The sequence below is a fragment of the Inquilinus sp. genome (genome assembly GCF_057815775.1).
In genome coordinates this window covers 1-3,515 of sequence record NZ_JBYRFX010000966.1, presented here as the reverse complement: position 1 = coordinate 3,515, position 3,515 = coordinate 1, and the positions used below count along the sequence as shown (strand labels likewise).

At 68.8% G+C, this 3,515-nt stretch carries 5 protein-coding genes; 3 read left to right on the top strand and 2 right to left on the bottom strand.

The features are described from left to right. Positions 1-597 (bottom strand): DEAD/DEAH box helicase family protein (locus AC3XYG_RS34770; protein ID WP_489144466.1); only part of this gene is annotated, 597 nt, incomplete at its 3' end. A gap of 68 nt (positions 598-665) precedes the next feature. Here AC3XYG_RS34770 and AC3XYG_RS34765 point away from each other — a divergent pair. The 3 genes from AC3XYG_RS34765 (at position 666) to AC3XYG_RS34755 (ending at position 2,398) form a co-directional block, all read left to right on the top strand. Then, a complete protein-coding gene (locus AC3XYG_RS34765; protein WP_489144465.1) occupies positions 666-1,247 on the top strand; it encodes a DUF3617 domain-containing protein in 582 nt (193 codons plus the stop codon). Between the two features lie 76 nt (positions 1,248-1,323). Next, positions 1,324-1,812: a DUF3617 domain-containing protein gene (locus AC3XYG_RS34760; RefSeq protein ID WP_489144464.1), complete on the top strand. Its 489-nt coding sequence runs from the start codon at positions 1,324-1,326 to the stop codon at positions 1,810-1,812. Positions 1,813-1,888: 76 nt separating this feature from the next. Continuing rightward, positions 1,889-2,398 carry a DUF3617 domain-containing protein gene (locus AC3XYG_RS34755; protein WP_489144463.1) on the top strand — a complete coding sequence of 170 codons (510 nt, stop codon included), beginning with the start codon at positions 1,889-1,891 and terminating at the stop codon, positions 2,396-2,398. 35 nt (positions 2,399-2,433) lie between these two features. On the opposite strand, the gene AC3XYG_RS34750 is transcribed toward AC3XYG_RS34755, so the two are convergent. Then, positions 2,434-3,515 (bottom strand): HlyD family type I secretion periplasmic adaptor subunit (locus AC3XYG_RS34750; protein WP_489144462.1); only part of this gene is annotated, 1,082 nt, incomplete at its 5' end.

Below are 3,515 nucleotides of genomic sequence, written 5' to 3'. Positions count from 1 at the left end.
CTGATCGACGCTCTGGCCCTTCTTCAGGTCGAAGATCATCGCGCTGTAGGTTTCGACCGAGCCGATGCCGTAGATGCAGGAGACGGACGCGACGATGATCACGTCATCCCGCTCCAGCAGCGACCGGGTGGCGCTGTGGCGCATCCGGTCGATCGCCTCGTTCACCGAGCTTTCCTTCTCGATGTAGGTGTCGGACCGCGGCACATAGGCCTCGGGCTGGTAATAATCGTAGTAACTGACGAAATATTCGACCGCATTGTCGGGGAAGAAGCTCTTGAACTCCCCGTAGAGCTGCGCGGCGAGGATCTTGTTGGGCGCGAGGACGAGCGCGGGGCGCTGCAACGTCTCGATCACCTGCGCCACGGTGTAGGTCTTGCCCGAGCCGGTGACGCCGAGCAGGACCTGGGTCCGCTCGTCCTGGCGCAGCTGATCGACAAGCTCGGCGATCGCCTGCGGCTGGTCGCCCGCCGGCCGGTAGTCGGAGACCAGCTTGAACGGCCTGCCGCCCTCGGCCTTGTCGGGCCGCGCCGGGCGGTGCGGGACGAAAGCCTGGCCGGTTTCGGGCTCTTCGAGGCTGGTGCGGATGGTGATCGCCATGGCTTGCATATGGCGATTGGCGAACGCCTGCGCTAGGAGGCGAAAGGCCATCGGCCCGGGAGAATGAGATGAGGCTTCGCATCGCCGCCGTCACCGCCCTGCTGCTCGCCGGTTGCGGCAGTCAAAGCACCAACCAGCAGACCGGCGGCAATCAGCGGGCCGCCGCGGCGGCGACTCCCGCTCCGGCAGCAGGCAGCGGCGGTCTCACCATTCAGCCCGGCTTGTGGGAGATCACCATGGAGATGCGGAATACCCGGATGACCGGAATGCCGGAGGGCATGCCCATGCCGCAAATCCCGCCGACGACGGTCCGCTCCTGCGTGACGCCCGAGCAGGTCGGCCGGGCCAACGCCTCGTTCCTGGGCGGCGGCGGCCATGCCGGCATCGACTGCGATTACAGCGGGGTCACGATCGCCGGCGGCCGCATCCAGGGCACCTCCACCTGCAGCCGATCCGGCATGCAGGTCTCCGCCACCATGGACGGCAGCTTCACGCCGACGCATTACGAGATCGATCAGCAGCTGCACTCGACGATGCAAGGCCGGACGTCATCCTCGACCAACCATCTGGTCGGCCGCCGCATCGGCGAATGCCCTCCCGGCCAGGCGAGCGCGACGTCGGGACCGGGGAATAGTCAGGACGGCAGATAGACCTGGCCCCGGCGCTCCGGTTGCCAGCAGCGTCTTATTTCGACATGGAGACGCTGAGAACGACTGGGAGGAAGTGATGAAGAAACTCGTGCTGTCGGCGCTGCCCACGATGCTGCTGTTCGCCTGTTCGCCCAGTGCGGTCTCGCTCCAGCCCGGCATGTGGGAGACGAGCGTTCAGTTCTCCTCGATCGATGTGCCCGGCGCGCCGCCCGCGGAACTTGCGGCGATGCGGTCGATGATGGGCCGGCCGCAGGCCCATTCCGAGTGCATGACGCCGGAGCAAGCCGCCAATCCCGCCCAGCGGATGATGAACCCGAGCAGCAACGGCAATGCCTGTCAGTTCACCGACTCGACCTTCGCCGGCGGCGTGATCCGGGTTCACGGCACCTGCCAGGCGCCGGGGCGCGGGACGTCGACCACGAACATGGAGGGCACCTACACCGCCACGACCATGCAGGCGACGGTCTCCAGCGAGATCCACCCGCCGGCGGGGACGCCGGGGCCGCAATCCGTGCGCATGTCGGGCACGCTCAGTGCCCGCCGCACGGGCGACTGCCCGGCCTGACCCGAACGCGCACGGCTTCAAATCCCCGCCCGCCCCCGCTAGGATGGCCCCGTAACCAGGAGGGGGAGATCGCGGGATGCGCGCATTGGCTTTGCTTCTGTTGCTGTTCGTCGCGTCGTGCGGCGACGGCGCGGCCGAGAACAAGGCGGCGCCGGCCGTCGCGGCGCCCTCGCCCGGCCAGTGGGAGCTGACCTCGCAAGTCACCCGCTTCCGCAAGGCCGATCAGGGCAGGGCCAGGATCGACACTCCGGTCGGCACGCGCGCGACCCAGAGCCTGTGCGTCGCCGCGGGCGGACGGCTGCCGACGGAAATGTTTTCCGGCGACGGCTTCGCCTGCACCTACGGCAATTATTATGTCCGCAATGGCCGCGCCAACGTCACCGTCAACTGCCGCCGCGAAGGCCTGACCGGCGAAATTCCGATGACCGTCGATGGCACTTTCGGCGCGGACAGCATCGCTCTTCACCGCAATTTGCGTACCGTCCTGACCAGCGACGGCGACGTCGAGATCGACGCGGATGTCACAGGGCGCCGGACCGGCGCGTGCACGCCGCCCGCCGCGAGTGAGGGCCAGAACAGGCAGTGACGCGTCGTCAGGCTCCGCCTGACTTGAAAAATGCTCTATTGCTCGCGGAACGCGGTTTCGCTCATCCGGGTGATCGGCGTCAGCAGATATTGAAGGACGGTGCGCTTGTCGCCGAGCAGGTCGACTTCGGCGACCATGCCCGGGCCGATCGGCATCGGGTGGCCGTTGGGGTCGCGCAATACGTTTTCGGTGGTGCGGACCCGCACCAGATAATAGGTCTCGCCGGTCCGTTCCTCGGCCATCGCATCGGGCGAGATGCCGACGACGCTGCCCTCGAGCAGGCCGTAGACCGAGCGGTCATAGGCGGTGATCGCCACCCGGGCGCTCTGGCCCAGCCGGATGAAGGCGATGTCGGCGGGCCGGACCCGCGCCTCGATCAGCAGGCTGTCGCCGGACGGGACGATCTCGACCACCGGTTCGCCGGCCCGGACCGAGCCGCCGACCGTGTTGACAAGGACGCGGTTGATCCGCCCGGGCAAAGGCGCGCGCAGCACGGTGCGCTGCATGCGATCGGTCAAGGCGGGCAAGCCGCGCGACCGCGCGGCCAGCTCGGCCTGGGCGGTGGCCAGTTCGGTCGCGGCCTGGGCGCGCCATTCCTGATGGGCCTGGGCGAGGGTCGAACGCGCCTCGGCGACGCCGGAGCGCGCACGGGCGACGGCTTGCGCCGCCCCCTCCATCTCGCTGCGCGCGATGTCGGCGGCGCTCTCGGCCTGGACGAGGCTGAGCCTGGGTTCGATGCCGCGTTCGACCAGCGGCCGGATGATTCGCGCTTCGGACTGGCGCTGCTGGTAGGCGCTGGTGCGGGCCCGGTAGGCGGCTTCGGCCTCGGCGACGCTGCGCTGCATTTCGCTCAGCCGCGCCTGCCCGGCGCCGAGGATGCCGGCGAGGTTGGCGAGCTTGGAGGCGTGCAATGCCCGCTCGATCCGCATCTGGTCGGCGATCGCCGGGTCGTTCGTAGCGGGATAAGCGGGCTCGCGATCCTGGACCTCCGCCTCCAGGCGGGCGATCTTGAGCTGAAGCGACGTCACCTGCGACTGGCCGCTGCCGAGCTCCGAGCCGCTCGCCGTCGGGTCGAGGCGGAGGAGCACGTCGCCGGCCCGAACCAGCTGGCCGGCAT

What these genes read in the sequence shown, in the direction of transcription:
- AC3XYG_RS34765 (WP_489144465.1), top strand. Translation starts at nt 666, where the DNA reads ATGAGGCTTCGCATCGCCGCCGTCACCGCCCTGCTGCTCGCCGGTTGC.
- AC3XYG_RS34760 (WP_489144464.1), top strand. Translation starts at nt 1,324, where the DNA reads ATGAAGAAACTCGTGCTGTCGGCGCTGCCCACGATGCTGCTGTTCGCC.
- AC3XYG_RS34755 (WP_489144463.1), top strand. Translation starts at nt 1,889, where the DNA reads ATGCGCGCATTGGCTTTGCTTCTGTTGCTGTTCGTCGCGTCGTGCGGC.